Below are 20,142 nucleotides of genomic sequence, written 5' to 3'. Positions count from 1 at the left end.
CACACACCCGGCCCTTGGTCAATCTGGGTTTGGCGGGTGTCCGGGGGCTGGCCGGACCGGGCCCGTATCGGACCTCCTCCCGGCGGCCCGGAAATTAACCCTTGACAAAGTCCTCCGAATACTTTAAATTTTAGAATTCAAATTGATACTCGGGGACTAAGATGAAGACATTCATTCCGAAAGTAGACGCAAACGCGAAGAAGTGGTACCTTGTAGACGCCAAGGGGGAGAACCTCGGCAGGCTCGCGACCCGCATAGCCACGGTGCTCCGGGGCAAGCACAGGCCCACTTACACCCCTTACCTCGACACCGGGGACTTCGTCGTCGTAGTAAACGCCGAGAAGATAACCGTTACCGGCCAGAAGATGACCGGCAAGGTCTATTACCACCACAGCATGTACCCCGGCGGGTTGAAGTCCGTCCCGCTCGAGAAGCTCTCGTCCGGGAAGCCGGAAGAGGTCATAAAGAAAGCGGTATGGGGCATGCTCCCCAAGGGGCCGCTCGGCAGGGACATGTTCAAGAAGCTCAAGGTATACACCGGGGACAAGCACCCCCATCAGGCACAGGGCCCCGTCGCCCTGGCCAAATAAGAATTCAATTTATTTCTGGAGAAGGTAAATGGCAGACATATTCAGCGCAGTCGGCAGACGCAAGACCTCGGTCGCAAGGGTAAGGCTCCTTGCCGGGGCCGGCGATATAACCGTAAACAGGAAGAGCGTGAACGACTTCTTCAGCCGCGACACCCTGAGGAGCATCGTAAGGCAGCCCCTTAACCTTACAGAGACCTCCGGGAAGTTCAGCGTCATCGCCAACGTGAACGGCGGCGGCGAGAGCGGCCAGGCGGGCGCCGTAAGGCACGGCATAGCAAGGGCCCTCTGCCTTGCCGACGAGTCCTTCAGGGGTGTTTTGAAGAAGGCGGGCCTCATCACCAGGGACCCGAGGATGAAGGAACGGAAGAAGTACGGACAGAAGGGCGCAAGGAAACGGTTCCAGTTCTCCAAGAGGTAATTACCTGTATTCGTCCTTTAGGGGAAGGCCGGTCCGGCCTTCCCCTTTTTTATTTTGGAGTCGCATTTATTTCGGAGGGTTCTGATGAAGGTCGCCATCTTCGGTGCGAGCGGATATACCGGGCTTGAGCTTCTGAGGATACTTGCCCGGCACGACGGGGCAGAGGTGGTTGAGGCCACGTCCAGGCAATATAAAGGCAAGGCAGTGCCCGAGGTCTTCCCGGCCCTCAGGGGTTTTTACGACAAACTTGTCTTCAGCGACCCCGGTAACGTGAAGGCAGTGAAGGCCGACCTTGCCTTCAGCGCCATGCCTCACGGCGCATCCCAGGAGGTCGTGCCGGAGCTAATGAAGGGCTCGAGGGTCATCGACTTGAGCGCGGATTTCCGCCTCCGCGACCCCGGCGTGTACAATGCGTGGTACGGGGAGCACAAGTCCGTCAATCTTCTTTCGCAGGCGGTCTACGGGCTTCCCGAGCTTAAGAGGGAAGAGATAAAAGGGGCGCGCCTCGTGGCAAACCCCGGGTGCTACCCGACGAGCGCGGTGCTGGCACTTGCGCCCCTTGCGAAAAAGGGCCTCCTCGCCGAAGGCACGGTCATAGTTGATTCCAAAAGCGGGGTGTCCGGGGCCGGAAGGAACGCTGCCGTCGAGACCTCTTTCGTAGAGGTCGCCTCGGGCTTCAAGGCCTACAAGGTCGGCTGCCACAGGCACACGCCTGAAATTGAGCAGGAACTTTCAACCGCGGCAGGAGGCCCGCTCGGGGTGCGCTTTACGCCTCACCTCATACCGGCATCGAGAGGCATACTCACTACCGCCTACGCGGGGCTCAAGGAAGAACTGACCTCATCCGCCCTCTTTTCGCTCTACGGGGATTTCTACTCTGGCGAGAGGTTCGTAAGGCTACTGCCGGAAGGCTCCTTCCCGGACATAAGCCAGGTGCGCGGGTCCAACTTCTGCGACATCGGCCTCTATGCCGACCGGAAAAGGGTCATCGTAGTTTCCGCCATCGACAACCTCGTCAAGGGCGCTTCAGGGCAGGCCGTGCAGAACATGAACCTGATGTTCGGCTTCCCCGAGGAAAAGGCCCTCCTTACGCCGCCGCTTTCCATTTAAAGGCCGGGGGCTTTTGACCCCGGCCTTGTTTATCTCCTCCGGCTCCAAGGCAACCTATGAACCGCTCCCCGGCCTGAAGGCCGGGGTATCGGGAACCCGTGAGGCGATATTGCCTCCGCTACGCCAGCTTACGCTGGCTTCGCTACGGGCGGCCATTCATCCCCGGCCTTGAAAGGCCGGGGGTTTCTGACCGTTTCTCTAAAATTGGAGATTTTTCCAGTCAAGGAAGGCCGTGAATAAGCATATATGATAATACGTGAGCATTTTTGTCCCGGCCTGACACAGGAGTCTGGGGAAAAGATCATTTTTTTAGTGGTTGCCTTAACAGGGTTGCTGAAAAACTCAAAATCACATGAAGGCTGCTCAAAAAGCTCTCTAGATGCAAGGAGTCGAAAAGTGAGGAATGAGGCGCACTTTTTCGGTACGCCGCAATGACGAACTTTGAAGACGACGCAGCAGATTGGTTTTTTTCAGCAGCCTGTCAGAAGAGCGTCTCCAAACCCCTCCGTATCATCATGACGGCGATCGCCGCAAGGAGAAGGGATATCACCTTCGAGACCCCAAGCGCGCCGTTCTCCCCTATGTAGCCCACTATCCTTTCGGCAAAGAAGAATACGAGCCAGACGATGACGAGGTTCACGAGCAGCGCCGAGAGCGTTACGGTAAAGCCGTAGAGGTCGCTCAGCATCAGAAGTGTTGTAAGCGCCGCTGGCCCTGCTATGAGGGGGGTGCCTATGGGCACTATCCCGACGCCGATGGTTACCGGCACGCCCGGCACCATCCTTGCGGTATGGACTATGTCGACGATGGCTATTGAAAGGAGGATGAGGCCGCCGGCTATCTGGAAATCGGATATCGTTATGCCGAGGGCAAGGAAGACCGCCCTCCCCACCAGAAGGAAGGCTATGGTAATGGCCGCGGCGGTCACGACCGAATAGAAGAGGACGTTCCTCTTCTGCCCCTCGTCCATGGCCCTCGTCATCGAGAGATAGATGGGTATCAAACCCACGGGCTCCATCGCGACAAAGAGCGGGATGAGGACAAGGAAAAAATCATGCATGAACGACGCGGCAGGTTCCATCGGAATGAAAATCTCCGTTTCTTTTGGATTCCTTCAAAGGATACCAGAGTGCCTGGGATGATTTCACCAACTTTCATGGCTTTTTAAACGAGACCCCTTCCACCCTGACCGAGCCCTCGCCCCCGAGGGCCCCTTCCACATGGAAGCGGGCAGGCAGGAACTACTCAATGACATGTATGTTGGTAAGGAGGTGGCTGGTTATCTCGGAAGCTGTAAAGAAAGACGTGCCGCCTGCCAGCGCAGCGAAGAGGATCAACTGGTCCGGAAGGTGCCTGTCGAGCGCGCCTCTCCTCTTCACATAGTGAAGGAAACTTTCAGCCGCGTCGCTTCCGACGGTCTCGGCCCTCTTGCCCCTGCCCCCGAGCGAGGTGAAGCCTGCGTTTACGTTTTCGAATTCAGCGAGGACGAAGACGTAAGTGCCCCTTCCCCCTGACGACACATCCAATGCTCTGGCTTCGATAAGGCCTGAGAAGTCTTGAAGGGCGGAAAGGGCCTCCTTGAGCTGTCTTTCCGCGATCGTTAACGGCAGGTTGGAGACGGCTGAAAATATCTTAAGCCCCTTGAGCCTGCCGCGCTCTCTTATGGATATGCGGGAGAGGGGCTTCTCGACCGGGCTGATATCCGCCTCGATCAAGCCGCCCCCGGCAGGGTAATATCCGCGCAGGCGCATCCCCAACGAGACCTCAAGCCCCATTGGCCGGACCGCCCCGAGGAATACCTCTTCGATGTATTCGGGAACCGGGCTCCAGGGCACGTGCGTGCCGCCCCCTATGCTGACTGACGACGGGCCGCCCGCGAAGAGGAGCGCCGGCAGTACAGCCTGAAAGACGAGCCCGGTCGACCCTGCCGTGCCGACGTCAAAAGAATACCTGCCGGGCTTAAGCCTGCCCGGCAGGTATTCGAGAGTCATTGACCCCGGCTCGGCCCCCTTGAGGACCCCGCCTGTTACATTTGCCGCGGCCCTGGCGCTCAGGAGGTGCTGCGGCTTGAGCCCGGGCGACTCCCTGCCCGCCCGGATGTCATAAACCTTCACGGCAAGGCCTGTAAGGGAAGCGAGGGCGAGGGCGGAGCGGACCATCTGCCCCCCGCCCTCGCCGTAGCTCCCGTCTATCTCTATTATTTCTTGACCTCCCTGCCGAGTCGCCTCTCGACGCTCCTTAGCCGTTCGACAAGGCGGTCGTCGGGCTTTGCGGGCCTTATGTCGAGGCTTATTGTGCTCGTGGCCCTGGGCGCGGTCTTAAGCACTTCCTCGTGGCATTTCTTTATGAGCCCCATTACCTCGTCCCATCCGCCCTCGACGACCGTTCCCATCGCGTTCGCCTTGTAGGGAAGGCCGCTCTCGTCTACGATCTTCAAGACGCTCGCGATCGAGTCGCCCATGCTCTCGCCCTTGCCTATCGGCATTATGCTGAACTCAGCAAGCATCTCGCCCCTCCTTCCGCCCCGCAGGGCACAGGCTATTGGTTTAGTCGGGGGCAGAGCGCCACCCCCTCCAGCAATCCATGCGAAGCCGTTTATTCAATTATAGCAGGTGGATTGAGAACGCGGCTTTTTGGAAGGATTTGCGGTTTTTATTCTCTTGAATGGCGTGCATGGTAAAAGGCCTTTTCCGCGCTGCCGTGCAGTTTTTTGAGGGGAAAACTCGCTTGCTATCCTCTCTTATTCAAACATGTCGCAAAAGACCTTTATCGCGCTGCCGCGCTCTTTTTGGGCATAAGGCTCCGCGCACTATCCGCCTCCTTCCTCCGGGCCCGGCCCTTATGTCGCTCGGCCTTTGGCCTCGCTCCTGCTGCCCCGCCTCGCCCGCCCCTCCCCCATCCCTATGTTCGCTCCGCCTTATGCCCCCCGGGTTGTTTTAAGAGATGAACAAGAAACGCAATCGCGCTACTCGTAGCAGAGTTTTTTGTCTTAAACAAACCCCTGAGGGTAAGGGAGCGCAGCATAAGGGTGGAAGAGCGTGAATGAGCCGGGGCTGGATGAGCGAAGCGAATAAAGGGCTCATTTCACGGGGTGGGGGAGGATGATAGCAAGTGAGCCTTACCCTCGAAAACCGCGCGGCAGCGCGGAAAAGGATTCCATAAAGAGCTCTAAGTCAAATCGGATTTAAAGCTCTACCCCGTCAATCACAACGCCGCACTTCGGGCATTTCGACTCGGCTATGAAATTATTTTTGACCCTGAAGCCGAGCCGCTCGATGAGGAGCGCGCCGCAATTATAGCAATAGGTCGACTCGCCCTTGTGGCCGGGTATGTTCCCGGTATAGACGTACCTGAGCCCCTCTTCGAGACCTATGTCCCGGGCCCTTTCGAGCTTCTCCACGGGCGTCGGCGGGACGTCCGCCATCTTGTAAGCCGGATGGAACGCGCTTATGTGCCAGGGCGTCCTCTTGTCCGTCCGGTGGATCCATCTGGCGATTTCGCGCAACTCTTCCTCGCTGTCGTTTATGCCGGGGATTACGAGGGTCGTAACCTCGACCCAGATCCCCAGCTCGCGCATCCGCTCGATAGATTCCAGCACAGGGGCGAGCCTTGCGCCGCACACCTTCCTGTAAGTCGAATCGCTGAAGGACTTGAGGTCCACGTTCGCCGCGTCCAGCAGGCCTTCGAGCTCGTCAAGGCATTCGCGGGTCATGTAACCGTTCGTCACGAAGATGTTCTTGAGGCCCTTTCCCTTGGCCAGCGCGCCTGCGTCCTCCGCGAACTCGAAAAATATCGTCGGCTCGGTATAAGTGTAGGAAACGCTCGAACAGCCCGTCTCGTAAGCCTCCGACGCTATCTCCTCGGGCGAGGTCTCCTCGCCCGAGGAGACCTTCCTCTCCCTGGGCGCCTGTGATATCTCGGAATTCTGGCAGTGAAGGCACCTGAAATTGCAGCCGACTGTCGCTATCGAATAGGAGAGCGATCCGGGCTGGAAATGGTACAGCGGCTTTTTCTCCACCGGGTCGATGTTCCCTGCAACGACCTTTCCCCATGTCCGCGTGTAAAGGACGCCCCCGATATTCTCCCGCACCCCGCAAACCCCGTGCCTGCCGTCCTCTATCCGGCACCGGAAAGCGCAAAGGCCGCAGAGTACGCGGCCTCCCTCGACCTTCCTGTAAAGCCTTGCTTCCATCGTCATCTTCGAAAGCCCTTCTCCGGAAAGCTAAGAATCGTCCCTCCTCCACACGACTCTTGCGATCCTGTTGTCAGTGCTCCACTTGTAAGCTATCTCGCCGTTAAACGCCTTCTGGATGATAAGGCCTATCCTCTGGGCGAGCTTGTCAGTCGTTGTCTCGACCTCTATACGGCCGTCCCGCCGCCTTATATCCATGACCTTTTCGAGCGGGTTTATATATATCTGCCTGTCTTCCTTGTTTTCTATGAGGCGCACTATCTCGTCCCCGTGCTCCTCGACGAAGCTGCCCTCGATCGTCAGATAGCCGCCGGGGTACTTGTCCCGGTACTTCTGGCAGCCGGGGCAAAAGACCAGGTCGGTATTAGGCTTATTTTGAAGCTTCTCCGGAAGACCCTCCCTCCCATACCACCTCTTCTCGTGGTATACGGCCCCGCACCTTTTGCAGAGGGCCATGTCCTTCGGGGCCTCCTTATTGAGATACGGGTCCCCTCCAGGGTCTATGGCCTTCCTCCTTATCATGTGCGCTGCCTTCTGCATCAGGCCCTTGCCAGCCTTTTTTGGCATGATATAGGCTCCTGTTTGATTATAGCAATATTTTGGCGATCTCGTCTCTATCGAAAGGCCGAAGGGTTCTTGATTTCCCGTTTTCGATGATCCTTACGCCCCTGCCCCTGCCCTCCACGCGCCCTATTATTGCGGAGGCTATGCCTTCGAAAGCCAGGGCCTTCTTTATGCTAATGGAATCCTCCTGAGGGGCGGCGAGGAGGAGCGCTCCGGAAGAGATGGACCCGAGCGGGTCTATGCGGAAGTATTCCGAAAGCGCCCTGGATTCCGGCAGTATCGGTATAAGGTCCCGCTCCACGGCGATCCGGACGCCTGAGGCTATGGAGAGCTCATGGAGGCCCGCCACGAGCCCTCCCTCGGTAGGGTCGTGCATCGCGTTCACCCTGCCTGCCGAAAGGGCCGCCCTCGCGTCCTTTACGACGCTGAGCCCGGGCCTTCGTATGTAGTCCCTGCACCTCTTTATGAAGGAAGGAGAGAAGGCCTTCCTGAGGTCCTCCCCGAGGGTCCTTGCGATTATGCTCGCGGCCTCGATGGCTACCCCCTTCGTGAGTATTACATCGTCCTCGGGCCTTGCCCCTCCGGCGGTTATGACGCGCTCCCGGGGCACCGTGCCCAGGGCATGGCCGACGAGCATGGGCCTGTCTATTCCTCCGGTAATCTCGGTATGGCCCCCGGATAGCGAAAGGCCCGCGTCCTTGCAGGCCTTCTTAAGCTGGGAGAATACGCTCTCAGCCATCCTGGCCGTAGCCTTCCCCTCGGGAAGGAGCACCGTAGCCAGGAACCACCTCGGTGTGCCGCCCATCACGGCGATATCGTTCGCGTTTACATGAACGGCGTAATACCCGATGTCCTCGGCAACGAAAGTTATGGGGTCGGACTTTGCCGCAAGGAACTCTCCCGGGAAATCTATTATCGCGGCGTCGATGCCTATTGCCGGGCCTACGACGACGCTCGGGTCGGTAACGGAATACTTCTTAAGGAGCCTATCCAGGAGCGCGGTCGGCAGCTTGCCCGCAGGCAGGTGTCCGCCCTTCCTTCCCGGGACGCCGCCTTTCCGGGCCGGCCTTCGCGCCATCGTCCCAGGCGTGCGGGGAAGACGGGGACGCCTCACCCTCATATCTTCCTGAATCTTTCCTTGACCTTTTCGAGGACTATGGGCATGGAGGAGAACTCGAGCTCCTCCTGCGGAAGCCTGTGCGGCCTGAATGGGCCGTGCCTCCGGAGGTAGTCGGCCGTCTCGTTCGCGACCTTCCTGGCCCGGTCGAAACCAGGGTCGTCGAACATATCGAGGGGCCCTATGAGGCGGCCTCCCGAGAGCTGGAATCCGGCCGCGATGACCCTGGGCGGGCCGTCGAACCGCGTCGCGTGGGCCTCGTAAAAAGGCACCGGCATGAGCGGGCCTATGTGGGAATAACGCATCCAGCCCGCCACGAGATATGGGAAAGCGAACGCCTCGACCGCCTCACCGACCGCGGGCAGGCCCGCCTGGCACCTTACGACCATAGCCGGCTCGCACCCCGCGCATACGGTCCCGGCGAGGACGTCATACTTCTCGGAGGATATGACGGCCGCTATCTCGCCGTCGGTGTTCCTTGTTACGGATGCAATGATGTATCTCGAGGTGGAGCCTATGAGCGCAAGGAGGAGGTGCAGGTCTTCGGGGGTCTTGAGGTCTATCGCATGCCTTTCCCTCAAGTCAAGAACCCTGAAGGTGAACCCGTTCAGCATGGCCGGGTCTGATACGAGTCCGGAGGTATTGAACGGGTCGCCGAAGACCCTGAAAAGGGGCAGGTTCCACGAGCCCGACACTATCTTGTTCGCTATGAAGACGAGGACTGGCTCGCTTGTGCGCTCGGCAAACTCCATCTCGGCGACGCCGGGGCCCATGTACCGCACGTTCCCCGCGAAGTCCTCGAGCATGCCCCTGCGGGGCGCGTATAGCTTGAGTTCCTCGGCAGTCTCCCTGCATGCCGTGAAGGTATCCCAGACAAGCCCGTGCACAGCCCTGTCATTGAGCCCGCCAGCGTGGGAAATAATGAGGCTCAGGTCGTCGCCGCACCGGAGGATGTGGAAGTCCTTTATCCTGCCTTTTCCACGGGCCGCCTGGAGCCTTTCCCTTGCGGTGTCGAGCACGTCGGGGTGGCTGCTCGCGTGCCCGACGAACCCTCCGACGTCCGCGGTGAAAACGCTCAATGTGACCAGCTCGTCAGCCATCAGCCCCGCTCCTCATTTAGGCGCACCTCAAGGCAGGCCGGCTCTCAAAACCGGACCAGGTTCCGCTCTGGCGAAGATGTGGGGCGATGCATAAGCGTGAGGAACGGGGCCCTGCCCAGGTCCGCGCTCTTGAGTGCCTGTATATCAGGGCCTTTTGCTTACGATTCCCTCGTAAGTCGCTCTTTGCCCTTCTGAAAGGCGTCTTTGCCGGCTTCGAAGGCTGACTGGAGGTCCTCTTTCTTCTCCCCTATGAACTGCTTTACCTTGCCCGACGACTCGGCCATCTTATAGCGCGCGTCCTGGTACCTGTCCACGGTCCAGTCGCCTGCGTCCTCAACGCTGTCCTTTATCCTCCTCCTGGTCTCGTAACCGGAGGACGGGGCGAAAAGCAGGGCAAGCCCCGCGCCTATAACCCCGCCTATGAGGAAAGCCATGGCCACGCCCTTAGAGTTGTTCATCTTTTTCCCCTCCTTTTTTTTCTGCGTCCCTGCGGAAAAACCTCCTCAGGCCTTCCTCGGCCCCGAAAAGGAAACTGAGGAAACTTATGAGCGGAAGCTTGACGTTGTCGACCAGGAGCTCGCCAAGGCCGGTGACCTTGATGCCTAACTCCTTTAACCTTGCCAGAAGCTCCTCTATGTCAGCGGCCTGGTCCTTGGCCTTTTCACCTATGAAGTTCATTATCTCGACGGACTTCCTCGCCTCGAGCGTAAGGTCCTCTACCGCCTTGAAGGTCCTTTTAAGCTGCAGAACGGCGGGGATCAATGCTATTGCGATGATGAAAAAACCTAAACCGATTAAAAAGATAGCGAGGTCGAAAATATCGGCACTTATCGTCATCTCCCCTCCTGTTCTCAGTATATCTATGATTAAACTTATGTCAAGTCTTCCAGGGACGCGCGCCTGGCTCGTAACTATTCAAAATTATTATAATTTTTGATAGGAAGCCGTCCGCTCGCGGACGGCCCTTAACCGGATGTGGAAGGGTGCGGCTGGTCCCCTCAGTTTAAGACGGGATTAACCGCTTGACAGAATTCGTTTCCGTACTGTATCATATTTGAGAGCGGCAGTCATCCGTTTCTCTCCAAGGCACCGTTTCAAAGCGCTCGGGCGCATAAGGGTAATAATAATGAGAAAGATCGTAGCTCTTTTCATGGCAGTCGCCTTTTTCGCCTCCGCGACCTCTGCTTTCGCAGAAGACACCATGCAGAGGACCCTCAGGGACTCCATCTACGGCGGCCTCATAGGCGGCCTCCTGGGCACTGCCGTGATGTTCCTTACCGACGACCCCGGCGACCACATCGAGTATATACCGACAGGCGCGGCCATAGGCGTCCTTGTCGGCGCCGCCTACGGCATCGGCCGGAGCGTGCATGACTCGTCCTTCGCCGAGGTGGAAAAGGACGGCACAATAAAAATCGGGGTCCCTGTGGTCAAGGCGCAGAAGCTCTACGATGAGAAGCTTGACATGGTCGAGAAGATAGAAAGTATCGACCTTGTGCGTATAAGATTTTAGGAGCTTGCTGAAAAACTCCGTTTTTATTCAGGCTGCTCAACAGCTCCAGATGCGAGGCCCCAGTTGGAATAGGGGAGCGAGGAATGAGGCGTACTTTTCGTGTACGCCGCCTTCGTAGCCAGCGGCGTAGCCTTCGACGCATATGGACTTTCAGCAGCCTGTCAGGGAATTCAAAAAGGCCCTGCATGCCTTAGGCATGCAAGGCCTTTTTGTTTCAGGCGGAGGTTTCAGGTCATTTCGTTATCTTTTTGTACCCGGAATACCCGAGGAACAGGAAAACCAGAAAGATGACGAGCGCCATGACGAAAAGAACCTGTGCTATCCAGGCTGCCGCGCCGGCTATGCCGGTGAAACCCAAAAGCCCCGCTATTATGGCTATTATCAGGAAAGTCAAAGCCCAGCCGAGCATTTCCCTCACCTCCTGATTTAATTATATCAAGACCCTGTGTTCCGCGCCTGCCCTGCCGTCCCGGAAGTATGGGCCGGTCAATGCGGCCCTGGTTTGGCCGTCAGCAGATGATTAACGTCATGGAAAGGCGCTCGGGAATAAGATATATTATACACACACTTATTAAAGGAGGCATTTTGGAATGATCCTTCAGGCAGCTCTTCTCCTCCATATTCTGGCCGCGATATTCTGGGTAGGCGGCATGCTCTTCCTCGTGATCGTCATTGCACCGTATCTGAAGAGCGTGCCTGACCCCAAGGCCAAGTCGCAGATATACCAGGTCGTGGGCAAGAAGTACAGGTTCTGGGGCTGGGTGGCCATAGTCACGCTCCTCGTGACCGGCCCCGTGATGCTTTACTACCTCTGGGCAATCCCGCCTTCCGGAATTATCGACCCGGCCCTCCACTCAACGGGCTTCGGCCAGGCGCTTGCCGCAAAGCTCGCGCTGGTCGCGCTCATAGTAATATCGAGCCTCGTCCACGACTTCTGGCTCGGCCCCAGGGCGCGGAGCTCGCCGGGTTATTCGAGGCTCGCAAAGATATTCGGGAGGACCAACCTCATAATAGCCCTGCTTATAGTCCTGTTCGCCACCTATCTCAGGACCGGAGGCTTCTGATGCACAAATTCAGCCCGGAGCACCTCGAAAGGCTCATGAGCGCGGAAAGGGAAAAGGACCTGTCTCCCGAGCGGCTCTTGCGCGAATCAGGCCTGCGGACAGGCCAGGCCTTTGCCGATATAGGCTCGGGCCCGGGCTTCTTCACGATACCCGCCGCGAGGATCATCGGCCCGACCGGCATGGCCTTTGCGGTAGACACACAGGCGGACATGCTCATATACCTCAGGGACAGGAAGAACCCTCCTGACAACGTAATCCTCATGAAATCCGAGGAGTACGAGATCCCGCTGGCCGACTTTACCGCTGATTTCGCGCTGATGGCGTTCGTGCTCCACGAGACCGTGGACAAGAGCCGCCTCCTTCGCGAGACAAGAAGGATAATGAAGCCCGGAGGCACGCTGCTTCTCCTTGACTGGGAGAAAAAGGCCGAGGACAAGGGCCCGCCTCTCGAAGAGCGCGTATCGGCAGGGGATGCCAGGTCTTTTGTCGAAGAGTCGGGCTTCGACGTGGTCCAATCCTCAAAGCTCAACCCCTCTCATTACCGTATCCTTGCGAGACGGCCTGTTTGATATAATGAAGTAAAGACCGCCGGAGGACCGTATTGGAGATAATCGTCGAAGGCGCCAGGCTCTCTCTCGTGAAGGGGGACATCACCCTGCAGGATACAGACGCGATCGTGAACGCGGCGAACTCACGGCTCGCGGGCGGCGGCGGCGTTGACGGCGCTATTCACAGGGCTGGCGGCCCCGCCATAATGGAAGAGTGCAGGAAGATAGGCGGCTGCCCGACCGGGAGCGCCGTCATCACCACGGGCGGAAAACTCCGAGCAAAATTCGTGATACACGCCGTCGGCCCGATATACAAGGACGGCCTCCATAACGAGCCCATGCTCCTTGAGAGCGCCTACCGGGAAAGCCTGAAGCTCGCCGTTCAAAATGGCCTCAAGTCCGTAGCGTTCCCCTCCATAAGCACCGGCGCATACGGATACCCCGTGGAAGCTGCCTCAAAGACCGCCCTTTCAACTGTGCTGGATTTCACAATGGATAACAAGAACAGGCCGGACCTCGTCCGTTTCGTCCTCTTTTCCGATTCCGACTACGACGTATACAGCCGGACCCTCCTCTCGCTTACGGAATAGCCCCCAAATACATGGCCTGCGTTGAAATACCCTCCGGAAGCGGCTATAGTCAATTAGCGGGATGTTCTTCAACACCCTGCTGAACTGAATTTCCGCTCCGGGAGGCTTGTCTTGCGCTGCATTCCCTTCCGGGCAATCGAAGGGTTTCAAACGGCGCGCAGGAGGTAACCGTCCATGGTAAGGGACCTGACAAGGGAAGAGCTCAAGGAGATGATGGACAGCGGCGAGAGCTTCGTCCTCGTAAATGTGCTCGACCCGGAGGACTTCGAATACGAGCACATATGCGGCTCCATAAACATCCCAGCCCCGACGATAGGCAGGGACGCGCTCAATATCCTGAACAAGGACGACACCGTGGTCCTCTACTGTTCCGGCCCGCGGTGCGTCGCGAGCGCCATAGCCGCCGACAAGCTCGACTCCCTCGGCTTCAGCGACATCTGGAGGTACGAGGGCGGGATAAAGGAGTGGAAGGAAGCAGGGTACTGCATCGAGGGGCAGGCATACAAAGGGAAGGCGGCATAGCCCCTTCCCGGGCCGTTCCGGCTGGTCTCGAAGAAAACGCGGCCTGCCGGGACGGCCTTTTAAGGGTGCTGAAAGAGTGTCTTAGCTGTCATTCTGAGCGTGTGAGCCGAAGCCCTGAGTGAAGCGACGAGAAGAATCTAGGCAGGCCCGTTCACGTTCCTCTCCCTTATTTCTACGCACGCCTTACCCTCCGGGATTTGTTGAATGCAAAACAAAGGTGCGTGGAGCGCACCCCGCTCTGTTTTGTCTTGCCTTTCAAAACAACCCCGGGGGCATATAAGGCGGGGCAGCAGGAGCGAGGGGCCAAAAGGGGCCGAGCCCGGAGGATGGATGCGTAAAGTGCGCGGAGCCTTAATGCCCGAAAGCGCGGCAGCGCGCTAAAAGGTTTTTTTGCACAAGGTTAATCGATTCTTTCTCGCCCCGTCCCGGAGCTTGACCTATCGGGCTGCCTCGCCAGGAGGCTCGCATTCAATTTTTGCCGTCCTGCAAGAATTGTCGCCGTTCGGCTCCTCAGAATGACACTTTCGGGCTTTTTCCGCAACTAACCCGTGGTTCAAGCCTTAGCGCACGTTTATTCGCCGACCTTCGCAAGAAGCCCCTTCCTCCTCACAACACTGAAGTTCCAGTAGAAGAAAAGGACTGAAAGCGCGATGTAGACGATGTTCAGCGCGGCTGCGGCCGCCACCTCCCTGGCCGGGAACTGGCCCGTGTTGAGGACGAACCGCATGCCCTCGAAGACGTGCGCCGCGGGTATGTAGTTGGCCACGGCGCGGAGGAACCACGGCAGGACCTCGACCGGATAAAAAACGGCCGATACCGGCTGGAAGAGGAGCGCGACACCCCAGGCGAGCACCTCGGCCTCTTGCCCGAACCTGAGTATAAGGGAGGTCGTCAGTATGCCCACGGCCCATCCCATCACGATCAGGTTAAGGACGAGCGGCACGAGCGTAAGCCCCAGAGCGAATATATTGAAGGCATAGAGGAGCCATGCTAGCGTTACCATTACCGTCGCGGTAAGGACGAGCTTTATGGTGCTGAGGAAAAGGAGCGACAGTATGTATTCCGTCGCGCTCAGCGGGCTTACGAATATGTTGAGGAGGTTCCTCGACCATACGTCCTCGAGAAACGACACGGATATGCCCTGCTGGCTCCTGAAGAGGAGGTCCCATAGTATCAGCGCGCCTATGAAGAAGGTGACGAACCCCGGCACCGACCCCTCCTGCCGCGATAGATATACTGTCACGAAACCCCACACGAGGAGGTCCAGTACCGGCCAGTAGAGTATCTCCATGAGCCTCGGGAGGCTCCTCTTGTAGAGATAAAGATGGCGCATGGTGTAGGCCAGTATCCTCTGTCGCCTGCGGCTCACTTCCCCGGCCTCGCTATCTTTATGAACACCTCCTCAAGGGTCCTGCCCCCGAACTCCCGGAGTATGCTCTCCGGGTCTCCGACGGCGATTATCCTCCCCTTGTCCATGAATATGACCCTGTCGCACATCTCTTCCATCTCCTTCATGTTGTGGGATGTATAGAGTATCGAGAGCCCCTCCTCTTTCTTGATCTTCTTGAGGAGGCTCCTCGTCTTGTCGGCCATGTCGGGGTCGAGGCTCGCGGTGGGCTCGTCAAGGAATAGCACCCTGGGCCTGTTGAGGAGCGCCTTGCAGAGGCACACCCTCGTTATCTGGCCGGAAGAGAGCCTGCGGGTCGGCATGTCCTTTATTTCGATTATCTCGAAGACGGTTAATAGCTCCCGTATCCTCTCCTTCCTGTCGCTCACGCCGTAGAGTCGGGAGAAGACCGTCAGGTTTTCCTCGACCGTGAGAGAATACGGCAGGGATATGTAGGAGGACGAGAAGTTGACCTGCCGGAGTATCTCCTCTCTCCGGGTGTTTATGTCGAGGCCGAATATCCGTATCTCGCCGGAGGTGGGTGTAGTGAGGCCGAGGAGCATCTGAAGGGTGGTGGTCTTCCCGGCGCCGTTCGGGCCGATAAGTCCGAGTATCTCGCCCTCGCGCATCTCGAAGGAGATGCCGTCCACGGCCTTCTTCCGCCTGTTGAATACCTTTGTTAGCCCTTTTACCTCGACTATAGCGCTCATCCGATAAACCCTCGGCCCGGACCGGCTATTTCAGAGCTGCGGTCAGGCGCGTTGTATAACCTATTCTACCGCATTCTACCGCAAAACAATGCGCCGGCTCAAAGGAAGCCTCGTCTTGCGGCGCCACTGCCCGTCTGATAGACTCTAATAAAGCCGGGCGGTAACGCAATGAAACCGGGGGCAATGAAATGAACGGCAGGGGAATAAAGCTCCTCAAGGTGCTCGGTATCCAGGTTTCGATAGACTATACCTGGTTCATAATATTCGCCATCTTCGCCTGGTCCCTCGCCTACGGCTACTTCCCTTTCACGCTGCCCGGCCTGGGCCCCGGCACTTACGTTGTAATGGGCATTGTCTCGGCCCTGCTGCTTTTCGTATGCGTCCTTATACACGAGATTTCGCATTCCTACACTGCCAACAGGCTTGGCCTGGACATAAGGGAGATTACCCTTTTCATATTCGGCGGGGTCGCGCAGCTCACAAAGGAGCCGGAGGACGCCAGGACCGAGCTGAAGATCGCCATAGCAGGCCCGGCTGCAAGCCTTGTGCTCGCGGCGCTCTTCTGGATAAGCGCCCGGGTCGTGAGCGGCGAAGCCTACCCGGTCCTCAATTCCATACTGGCCTATCTCGCCCTCATCAACCTCGTGCTCCTGGTCTTCAACATGATACCCGGCTTCCCGCTCGACGGCGGCAGGGTCTTCAGGGCCCTCTGGTGGCTCAAGACCGGAGACGTCAACAGGGCCACGAGGGTGGCGAGCGACATCGGCAAGGGGTTCGCCCTCTTCCTCATAGTCGCGGGCTTCATGCAGATATTCGTGGGTAACTTCATCGGAGGGCTCTGGTTCGTGCTCATCGGCGTCTTCGTAAGGCAGGCCGCGGAAAGCGGCTACCAACAGGTAGTCATCAAGAGGGCGCTCGAGGGGCTTAAGGTCAGGGACCTCATGTCCTCGCCCGTGATTACCGTGAGCGAGGAAAAGACCGTCTCGGACGCGGTGGAGAACTATTTCTTCAAGCACCACCACGCGAGCTACCCGGTGACCTCCAACGGCCATATATCGGGGCTCCTGACACTCAACAACGTCCGGTCGGTCGAAAAGGAAAGATGGAGCGGGACAAGGGTCGGCGAGGTAATGGAGCGGCTCGGCCCCGAGGACTCGCTCAGCCCCGACGACAACGCCCTGGACGCCCTCACCAGGATGATGGGCAATAACCACATCGGGCGCTTCCCGGTCCTGAAGAAAGGCGAGCTCGTGGGAATCATATCGAGGCGGGACATAATGAAGATGCTCGAGTTCAAGACCGGCCTCGAAAAGTGACGCTACTTGAGGAGCACCACTCCCCCGACTACGAGGGCTATGCCCGCGAGCTTCTGCAAGGTGAACGCCTCGCCCAGGAAAAGTACCGAGACGAAGAGGGCCACGAGGGGATACGTGGCGGCAACCGGCACCACGACCGACGCCTCGCCGGCCTTCAAGGCGGAGTAGAATGCGAACTGGCCGAGAAGGCCCGCAAGCACTCCGCCCGCTGCCAGGAAAAGGGCGCTCCTCAAGTCGACATTCGCGACCTCGCCCATCCTCCCCATGAAAAAGACGCCTGCGACGGCTATGGCCGCTATGGGTATCGTCCTTATGAATACGCCCAGGAACGGGTCTATGGGCCCCTTGAGGCCCACCTTCTCGAATGCCGGCGCAAGGCCCCACACAAGGGCCGCCAGAATGGCGAAGATAAAAGACTTGTCCATTAAAACCCCTCCTCAAAACCTGTCTATAAGCCCATATTCTACCGCATCGCAACGCCGCTTATAAAGGCGGAAAATAAGAAACCCTGCCGCAGGGGGCGGCAGGGTCAGGCAGATTTGAACCGGTTCCTAAAGCCTTTACTGGCTGACCTTAAGGGCCCTCTCGTTCAAGGGCTGCACCGGCCTGTTGTTCTTGTTCATTATATCCCGTATCCCTTTTATCTGGGCGGCGGACATCTGTACGGGGCTCTTTAGCACTATCCACTTGACGCTCTCGCTGCACGGAGGTGTGGTAAGCGAACCGGCGTAGGTGAAATAGGCGCTCTCCGAAGGGATGAACTCGCCTGCGTTTATGTCCACCTCGACCGACCTCTCCTCTCCTGCCTTTGCCGGGAGGTTCGACCAAATCGCGCCGTATGCGGCGTTCTCCTCGCCTTCCTCTATAAGGACGCCCACGACCGCGAGCTGGCCCTTGTCGTTCTTGTGCACGAGGTGCATCTCGTTCCCGTAGGATTTCCCGTCTACCGTGTGCTCGCTCGGCGTGTGGAAATGGAACTGCACCAGTTTGTATTCGGAGCCGTCCACCGTTATCGAGCTGCCCCCGTCGTAATTCACCTGCACGGTGTGCCCGTTATTCACGATATTGAGCCTTGAGGGGCCGTACTTGAACTCTATTCCAGAAAGCGCCTCGGGCGCTGCGTTCGAGAGGTCTATCGGCGACTGAGCCTTCCCATCGGAGCAGGCCTTGAACTCCTTTGAGACATGCCCCCAGTGCTCGGGACCATGCTCCCCCTCGTAAGCCCAGTGCGGGCCGTGCTTGTCCGCCGCCATGAGGCAGGCAGGCGTGAAGCCCAACCCGAGCGCGACGACCGCGGAAATCAAAAACTTCCCTGCAGAGACCATCATAGACGCTCCTTTCATGTGTTTTGAACGGGATTATACGGCCAGGATCTCGTTTGGCGAAATAACCGGCGCGAGCAGCGCCGCCTACCTGTCCGGCTTCCTGAAAAGGAGGTCGTGGAGAGTATACAGCTCGGTCACTTCGTATTCCTTCCTGCCGGTAGGCAGGTCCACCACCACCTCGTCCCCTGTTTTCTTGTTCAGAAGGGCCCTCCCGATTGGGGAGCTCACGGATATCTTCCCGTTCCTGGGGTCCACCTCCTCGGGGGTGACGAGCTCGAAGATGGATTCCTCTCCGCTGGAGAGGTCCTCGAGATGTATCCTCGAGCCGAAACCCGCGGAGCCCTTGGGTATGTCGTCGAGCTTAAGCGAGCTCAGCGTGTTTATCCTGGCGGAGAGGTGCGCGGCGCGGGCCTGCAGGAAAGACTGCCTGTGCTTGGCGGCCTCGTACTCGGCGTTCTCGCGGAGGTCGCCGTGCGCTGCCGCCTTCTGGAGCTCCTTGGGCACGTCGACCCTGAGCTCTTTCTCGACCTTCTGAAGCTCCTCCTGGAGCTGTTTTATTATGGGAAGCTCGTGCATTGTCCTCTCCGTAATCTTGAAAAGAAAAACGTTATTCAGCCAGCCTCAAGCCCGTGACGCTCTCGATATGGTATGTCCGGGGGAACATGTCGATCAGGACGGCCCTGGATACCCTGTATCCGAGCCCCGCCAGAAAGGATAGATCCCTTGCGAGGGTCGGCGGGCTGCATGAGATATAAACGATGCTCCCGGGCCTTGCCCCTGAAAGGGACCGCGCGATATTCGGTTCTCCGCCTCTCGGTGGGTCCAATACTAACACAGAGTTCCCTTCACCTTCAAGGATATTCAGGTTGCGTTTAAGCCAGAAGACAGAGTCCTCGGCATGGAACCGCGCGTTTTCTATCGAGTTTCTGGCGGCGTTGCCAATCCCTTGCCTTGCGGCCTCCCGGTCCGCCTCGACCCCTATGGCCTCTTTTGCCTTCCGCGCAAGCGGCAATGTCAGGTTCCCCGCCCCTGAGAAGAGGTCTATGACCGTCTCCTTCCCGGAAAGCGCCGCAAACTCTATGGCCTTGGCTGCAAGGTTCCTGTTCTGGAGCCTGTTGACCTGAGAGAAGATCCCGGCAGGGGCGGAAAAATCGACCCCGTTAGCCGAATAGGAAACCGTGATATCGCCCTCGATCGCGACCCTCTTCCCCTTCCTGCTCCTGTCCGCCGAAGCCCTGACCTCGAACCCCTTAAGATGCCTTGCCCCGGCAAGGGCCCCTGCCCATGAAAGGGGCCTGGCCTCATGCGCGTTGAAAATGGCTACGGTTTTCGAGTCACGCTCGCTCAAAACAAGCTCGAAAGAGGATATGCCCGGCCTGTCGATCGACTTGAGTACGTCCTTTATGTCGAGATAGCTTTCGTTAATGAGCGGGTCAAGGAGCGGACACTCATTCATTTCCACGACCCTGTGCGAGGCTGTCGCAAAGAAGCCCGCTCTCCTGCCGTCGAAATGGAATTTCGCCCGCGACCGGTAGTTGAACTCCCTCGGCGAGGCTATCGGCTCCTCGAACCGCACGGCATGCGGACCGGCAGGGAGGCCGTCCCCGTAGAGGCTTTTCACCTCAAGCTTCCCCACCCTCCTGAGCGTCTCTTCGAGTATCCTCTGCTTCCATTCGAGCTCCGCGGCGTAACTCATGTGCTGGAGGCTGCAGCCCCCGCACTCGCCGTAAACGGGGCACAAAGGCTTGACGCGGAGCGGCGAAGGCCTTTCGATCCGCAGTATCTCGCCTTCCGAATAGCCCTTCTTCTCGGATACGAGCTCCACCTCGACGACGTCGCCAGGCGCCGAACAGGGCACGAAGACGACCTTGCCGCCTATGCGGCCCACGCCCTTGCCCCCGTAAGCCAGGGAGGTTATCTCGACTACTTCGGCCATTTGCACCTTAAAGAAAGTTTGCTTGAATATCCCCCTTTTCTAAAGGGGGATTAGGGGGATTATAAATGTATTCATAATCTCCCATGCCCCCTCTTTAGGAAAGAGGGGGACCGAAAACTTTCCCAATGGGTCTCGTTATC

Annotated in this window: 25 protein-coding genes; 9 read left to right on the top strand and 16 right to left on the bottom strand. The window is 58.2% G+C overall.

The features are described from left to right. Positions 1-161 precede the first annotated feature (161 nt). The 3 genes from rplM (at position 162) to argC (ending at position 2,118) form a co-directional block, all read left to right on the top strand. A complete protein-coding gene (gene rplM / locus QY316_02645; GenBank protein ID WKZ33321.1) occupies positions 162-590 on the top strand; it encodes a 50S ribosomal protein L13 in 429 nt (142 codons plus the stop codon). 28 nt (positions 591-618) lie between these two features. After that, on the top strand, positions 619-1,008 hold the full coding sequence (rpsI, locus tag QY316_02640; GenBank protein ID WKZ33320.1) for a 30S ribosomal protein S9: 390 nt from the start codon (positions 619-621) through the stop codon (positions 1,006-1,008). 81 nt (positions 1,009-1,089) lie between these two features. Next, on the top strand, positions 1,090-2,118 hold the full coding sequence (gene argC, locus QY316_02635; protein WKZ34065.1) for an N-acetyl-gamma-glutamyl-phosphate reductase: 1,029 nt from the start codon (positions 1,090-1,092) through the stop codon (positions 2,116-2,118). 481 nt (positions 2,119-2,599) lie between these two features. Here argC and QY316_02630 read toward each other — a convergent pair whose 3' ends face one another. The 9 genes from QY316_02630 to QY316_02590 all read right to left on the bottom strand — a co-directional run bounded on the left by QY316_02630 (position 2,600) and on the right by QY316_02590 (position 9,928). Then, positions 2,600-3,199 carry a MarC family protein gene (locus QY316_02630; GenBank protein ID WKZ33319.1) on the bottom strand — a complete coding sequence of 200 codons (600 nt, stop codon included), beginning with the start codon at positions 3,197-3,199 and terminating at the stop codon, positions 2,600-2,602. A 160-nt stretch (positions 3,200-3,359) separates the two neighbouring features. Beyond that, positions 3,360-4,310 carry an RNA 3'-terminal phosphate cyclase gene (gene rtcA, locus QY316_02625; GenBank protein WKZ34064.1) on the bottom strand — a complete coding sequence of 317 codons (951 nt, stop codon included), beginning with the start codon at positions 4,308-4,310 and terminating at the stop codon, positions 3,360-3,362. A 5-nt stretch (positions 4,311-4,315) separates the two neighbouring features. Beyond that, positions 4,316-4,624 (bottom strand): MTH1187 family thiamine-binding protein, encoded by a 309-nt coding sequence (locus QY316_02620; GenBank protein WKZ33318.1) that lies wholly within the window; start codon positions 4,622-4,624, stop codon positions 4,316-4,318. A 678-nt stretch (positions 4,625-5,302) separates the two neighbouring features. Continuing rightward, complete coding sequence (gene amrS / locus QY316_02615; protein ID WKZ33317.1) at positions 5,303-6,316, bottom strand: AmmeMemoRadiSam system radical SAM enzyme; 1,014 nt, start codon at positions 6,314-6,316, stop codon at positions 5,303-5,305. 24 nt (positions 6,317-6,340) lie between these two features. Next, entirely contained in the window at positions 6,341-6,877 is a 537-nt protein-coding gene (locus QY316_02610) for a BCAM0308 family protein (GenBank protein WKZ33316.1), read from the bottom strand. A 19-nt stretch (positions 6,878-6,896) separates the two neighbouring features. Beyond that, positions 6,897-7,952, bottom strand: a complete 1,056-nt coding sequence (locus QY316_02605; GenBank protein ID WKZ33315.1) for an AIR synthase family protein — start codon at positions 7,950-7,952, stop codon at positions 6,897-6,899. Between the two features lie 38 nt (positions 7,953-7,990). Then, positions 7,991-9,091, bottom strand: a complete 1,101-nt coding sequence (locus tag QY316_02600) for a fructose 1,6-bisphosphatase (GenBank protein ID WKZ33314.1) — start codon at positions 9,089-9,091, stop codon at positions 7,991-7,993. A gap of 158 nt (positions 9,092-9,249) precedes the next feature. Next, positions 9,250-9,549, bottom strand: coding sequence for a YtxH domain-containing protein (locus QY316_02595; GenBank protein ID WKZ33313.1), 300 nt, complete (start codon positions 9,547-9,549; stop codon positions 9,250-9,252). Beyond that, positions 9,536-9,928, bottom strand: a complete 393-nt coding sequence (locus QY316_02590) for a hypothetical protein (protein ID WKZ33312.1) — start codon at positions 9,926-9,928, stop codon at positions 9,536-9,538. Before QY316_02590 ends, QY316_02595 begins: the two co-directional genes overlap by 14 nt. Before the next feature lie 289 nt (positions 9,929-10,217). Here QY316_02590 and QY316_02585 point away from each other — a divergent pair, with 289 nt between their 5' ends. Next, complete coding sequence (locus QY316_02585) at positions 10,218-10,604, top strand: hypothetical protein (protein ID WKZ33311.1); 387 nt, start codon at positions 10,218-10,220, stop codon at positions 10,602-10,604. Positions 10,605-10,836: 232 nt separating this feature from the next. Here the strand turns inward: QY316_02585 and QY316_02580 are convergent, their stop codons facing one another. After that, positions 10,837-11,013 (bottom strand): DUF1328 domain-containing protein, encoded by a 177-nt coding sequence (locus QY316_02580; protein ID WKZ33310.1) that lies wholly within the window; start codon positions 11,011-11,013, stop codon positions 10,837-10,839. Between the two features lie 181 nt (positions 11,014-11,194). On the opposite strand from QY316_02580, the gene QY316_02575 reads away from it, so the two are divergent. The 4 genes from QY316_02575 (at position 11,195) to QY316_02560 (ending at position 13,328) form a co-directional block, all read left to right on the top strand. Further along, positions 11,195-11,668 (top strand): DUF4149 domain-containing protein, encoded by a 474-nt coding sequence (locus QY316_02575; GenBank protein ID WKZ33309.1) that lies wholly within the window; start codon positions 11,195-11,197, stop codon positions 11,666-11,668. Beyond that, positions 11,668-12,237: a methyltransferase domain-containing protein gene (locus QY316_02570; protein ID WKZ33308.1), complete on the top strand. Its 570-nt coding sequence runs from the start codon at positions 11,668-11,670 to the stop codon at positions 12,235-12,237. Before QY316_02575 ends, QY316_02570 begins: the two co-directional genes overlap by 1 nt. Positions 12,238-12,269: 32 nt before the next feature. Then, entirely contained in the window at positions 12,270-12,806 is a 537-nt protein-coding gene (locus QY316_02565; protein ID WKZ33307.1) for an O-acetyl-ADP-ribose deacetylase, read from the top strand. A 174-nt stretch (positions 12,807-12,980) separates the two neighbouring features. Further along, positions 12,981-13,328 carry a rhodanese-like domain-containing protein gene (locus QY316_02560; protein WKZ33306.1) on the top strand — a complete coding sequence of 116 codons (348 nt, stop codon included), beginning with the start codon at positions 12,981-12,983 and terminating at the stop codon, positions 13,326-13,328. A 571-nt stretch (positions 13,329-13,899) separates the two neighbouring features. Here QY316_02560 and QY316_02555 read toward each other — a convergent pair. Together QY316_02555 and QY316_02550 are read right to left on the bottom strand one after the other, a co-directional pair. Continuing rightward, the gene (locus QY316_02555; protein ID WKZ33305.1) at positions 13,900-14,697 is read right to left on the bottom strand and encodes an ABC transporter permease; all 798 of its coding nucleotides are present in this window, start codon (positions 14,695-14,697) and stop codon (positions 13,900-13,902) included. Next, complete coding sequence (locus QY316_02550; protein ID WKZ33304.1) at positions 14,694-15,425, bottom strand: ABC transporter ATP-binding protein; 732 nt, start codon at positions 15,423-15,425, stop codon at positions 14,694-14,696. The genes QY316_02555 and QY316_02550 overlap by 4 nt, the downstream gene beginning before the upstream one ends. A 188-nt stretch (positions 15,426-15,613) precedes the next feature. On the opposite strand from QY316_02550, the gene QY316_02545 reads away from it, so the two are divergent. After that, positions 15,614-16,741 (top strand): site-2 protease family protein, encoded by a 1,128-nt coding sequence (locus QY316_02545; GenBank protein WKZ33303.1) that lies wholly within the window; start codon positions 15,614-15,616, stop codon positions 16,739-16,741. A 2-nt stretch (positions 16,742-16,743) separates the two neighbouring features. Here the strand turns inward: QY316_02545 and QY316_02540 are convergent, their stop codons facing one another. From QY316_02540 to QY316_02525, 4 genes are all read right to left on the bottom strand, one after another. After that, the gene (locus QY316_02540) at positions 16,744-17,166 is read right to left on the bottom strand and encodes an EamA family transporter (protein WKZ33302.1); all 423 of its coding nucleotides are present in this window, start codon (positions 17,164-17,166) and stop codon (positions 16,744-16,746) included. Between the two features lie 135 nt (positions 17,167-17,301). Beyond that, positions 17,302-18,069, bottom strand: coding sequence for a carbonic anhydrase family protein (locus tag QY316_02535; GenBank protein ID WKZ33301.1), 768 nt, complete (start codon positions 18,067-18,069; stop codon positions 17,302-17,304). Between the two features lie 81 nt (positions 18,070-18,150). Continuing rightward, positions 18,151-18,642, bottom strand: a complete 492-nt coding sequence (gene greA / locus QY316_02530) for a transcription elongation factor GreA (GenBank protein ID WKZ33300.1) — start codon at positions 18,640-18,642, stop codon at positions 18,151-18,153. Positions 18,643-18,673: 31 nt separating this feature from the next. After that, positions 18,674-20,002 (bottom strand): class I SAM-dependent RNA methyltransferase, encoded by a 1,329-nt coding sequence (locus QY316_02525; protein ID WKZ33299.1) that lies wholly within the window; start codon positions 20,000-20,002, stop codon positions 18,674-18,676. Positions 20,003-20,142 lie beyond the last annotated feature (140 nt).

Source organism: Thermodesulfobacteriota bacterium (assembly GCA_030583865.1).
Lineage (GTDB): Bacteria > Desulfobacterota > GWC2-55-46 > GWC2-55-46 > GWC2-55-46 > UBA5799.
Note: the sequence above shows the minus strand (reverse complement) of the source record. Positions and strands in the feature narration are given on the sequence as shown.

Excerpts from the sequence above, each read along its gene's own strand:
- QY316_02620 (WKZ33318.1), bottom strand. The coding sequence starts at position 4,624 with ATGCTTGCTGAGTTCAGCATAATGCCGATAGGCAAGGGCGAGAGCATG.
- QY316_02630 (WKZ33319.1), bottom strand. The coding sequence starts at position 3,199 with ATGGAACCTGCCGCGTCGTTCATGCATGATTTTTTCCTTGTCCTCATC.
- QY316_02590 (WKZ33312.1), bottom strand. The coding sequence starts at position 9,928 with ATGACGATAAGTGCCGATATTTTCGACCTCGCTATCTTTTTAATCGGT.
- rpsI (WKZ33320.1), top strand. The coding sequence starts at position 619 with ATGGCAGACATATTCAGCGCAGTCGGCAGACGCAAGACCTCGGTCGCA.
- QY316_02600 (WKZ33314.1), bottom strand. The coding sequence starts at position 9,091 with ATGGCTGACGAGCTGGTCACATTGAGCGTTTTCACCGCGGACGTCGGA.
- QY316_02585 (WKZ33311.1), top strand. The coding sequence starts at position 10,218 with ATGAGAAAGATCGTAGCTCTTTTCATGGCAGTCGCCTTTTTCGCCTCC.
- QY316_02605 (WKZ33315.1), bottom strand. The coding sequence starts at position 7,952 with ATGGCGCGAAGGCCGGCCCGGAAAGGCGGCGTCCCGGGAAGGAAGGGC.
- QY316_02580 (WKZ33310.1), bottom strand. The coding sequence starts at position 11,013 with ATGCTCGGCTGGGCTTTGACTTTCCTGATAATAGCCATAATAGCGGGG.
- QY316_02525 (WKZ33299.1), bottom strand. The coding sequence starts at position 20,002 with ATGGCCGAAGTAGTCGAGATAACCTCCCTGGCTTACGGGGGCAAGGGC.
- QY316_02535 (WKZ33301.1), bottom strand. The coding sequence starts at position 18,069 with ATGATGGTCTCTGCAGGGAAGTTTTTGATTTCCGCGGTCGTCGCGCTC.
- amrS (WKZ33317.1), bottom strand. The coding sequence starts at position 6,316 with ATGACGATGGAAGCAAGGCTTTACAGGAAGGTCGAGGGAGGCCGCGTA.
- QY316_02560 (WKZ33306.1), top strand. The coding sequence starts at position 12,981 with ATGGTAAGGGACCTGACAAGGGAAGAGCTCAAGGAGATGATGGACAGC.
- rplM (WKZ33321.1), top strand. The coding sequence starts at position 162 with ATGAAGACATTCATTCCGAAAGTAGACGCAAACGCGAAGAAGTGGTAC.
- QY316_02575 (WKZ33309.1), top strand. The coding sequence starts at position 11,195 with ATGATCCTTCAGGCAGCTCTTCTCCTCCATATTCTGGCCGCGATATTC.
- greA (WKZ33300.1), bottom strand. The coding sequence starts at position 18,642 with ATGCACGAGCTTCCCATAATAAAACAGCTCCAGGAGGAGCTTCAGAAG.
- QY316_02540 (WKZ33302.1), bottom strand. The coding sequence starts at position 17,166 with ATGGACAAGTCTTTTATCTTCGCCATTCTGGCGGCCCTTGTGTGGGGC.
- QY316_02570 (WKZ33308.1), top strand. The coding sequence starts at position 11,668 with ATGCACAAATTCAGCCCGGAGCACCTCGAAAGGCTCATGAGCGCGGAA.
- QY316_02545 (WKZ33303.1), top strand. The coding sequence starts at position 15,614 with ATGAACGGCAGGGGAATAAAGCTCCTCAAGGTGCTCGGTATCCAGGTT.
- QY316_02610 (WKZ33316.1), bottom strand. The coding sequence starts at position 6,877 with ATGCCAAAAAAGGCTGGCAAGGGCCTGATGCAGAAGGCAGCGCACATG.
- QY316_02550 (WKZ33304.1), bottom strand. The coding sequence starts at position 15,425 with ATGAGCGCTATAGTCGAGGTAAAAGGGCTAACAAAGGTATTCAACAGG.
- QY316_02595 (WKZ33313.1), bottom strand. The coding sequence starts at position 9,549 with ATGAACAACTCTAAGGGCGTGGCCATGGCTTTCCTCATAGGCGGGGTT.